At 75.2% G+C, this 701-nt stretch carries 2 protein-coding genes; both read right to left on the bottom strand.

All coding sequences use genetic code 11. The features are described 5' to 3' along the window. Window positions 1-60: 60 nt before the first annotated feature. Window positions 61-264, bottom strand: a complete 204-nt coding sequence (locus tag CCN42_RS39610) for an MbtH family protein (protein WP_086171982.1) — start codon at window positions 262-264, stop codon at window positions 61-63. A 94-nt stretch (window positions 265-358) separates the two neighbouring features. Beyond that, window positions 359-701, bottom strand: a 343-nt coding sequence (locus tag CCN42_RS39605; RefSeq protein ID WP_143662206.1) for a hypothetical protein, incomplete at its 5' end; no start/stop codon positions are given.

Here is a 701-nt window from a genome sequence, read left to right as displayed (position 1 = left end):
GGCCGGGGCGCGCCCAGCAGCGCGCCCCGGCCCGGTCCCGCGTCGCTCCGCGCGAACGCGTCAGGCTTCGGCGTTCTCCATGCGCTCACGCAGGCTGCGCGGGCGCATGTCGGTCCAGACCTCGTCGACGTAGGCGGAGCACTCGGCCTCCGTGCCCTCCTTGCCGACGGGCTGCCAGCCGGCGGGCACCTCGATGTCGACGGGCCACAGCGAGTACTGGTCCTCGTCGTTGCGCAGCACCTGGTAGCGGGTGTTCTCGTCCATGTCTTCGGTCTCGCTCTCTCGGTTCGTCACGGGTGGTGGGGAACGGGTCGGTCGTGCGGTGCCGGAGGTGGGGCACGGCCCACGGGGCGGGGCGTCACCGGCGGTCGCGGGCGTGGTGGGCGATGTGGCGCAGCGCCTGGGCGAAGTCCTCGGCGACGCGCCGCACGGTGTCGGTGGTGTGCAGGGCGGGCCGGTGGTGCCAGGTGAAGGACAGCCGGCCGCGCTGGACCGCGCCGACGATCTCCAGCGGGTGGGAGCCGCTGTCGCGCGGGTCGTGGTGGCGGCCGAACGAGCCGTGCTCGGCGCGCACCAGGCCGTCGCCGGGGTTCTCGGGGCGGGCGTCCCACTGCCCGAGGTAGTTGAAGACGACCTGCCCGTGGGCGGCCCGTCCCAGGCGTTCGCGCACCTCGGGCGGGCCGAAGGTGCGCAGCGCGCCG

The organism is Streptomyces glaucescens (assembly GCF_002154375.1).
Taxonomy (GTDB): domain Bacteria; phylum Actinomycetota; class Actinomycetes; order Streptomycetales; family Streptomycetaceae; genus Streptomyces; species Streptomyces glaucescens.
The sequence above is the reverse complement of the archived record's forward strand: the minus strand, read 5'-3'. Positions and strand labels throughout refer to the sequence as shown.

What these genes read in the sequence shown, in the direction of transcription:
- CCN42_RS39610 (WP_086171982.1), bottom strand. Translation starts at nt 264, where the DNA reads ATGGACGAGAACACCCGCTACCAGGTGCTGCGCAACGACGAGGACCAG.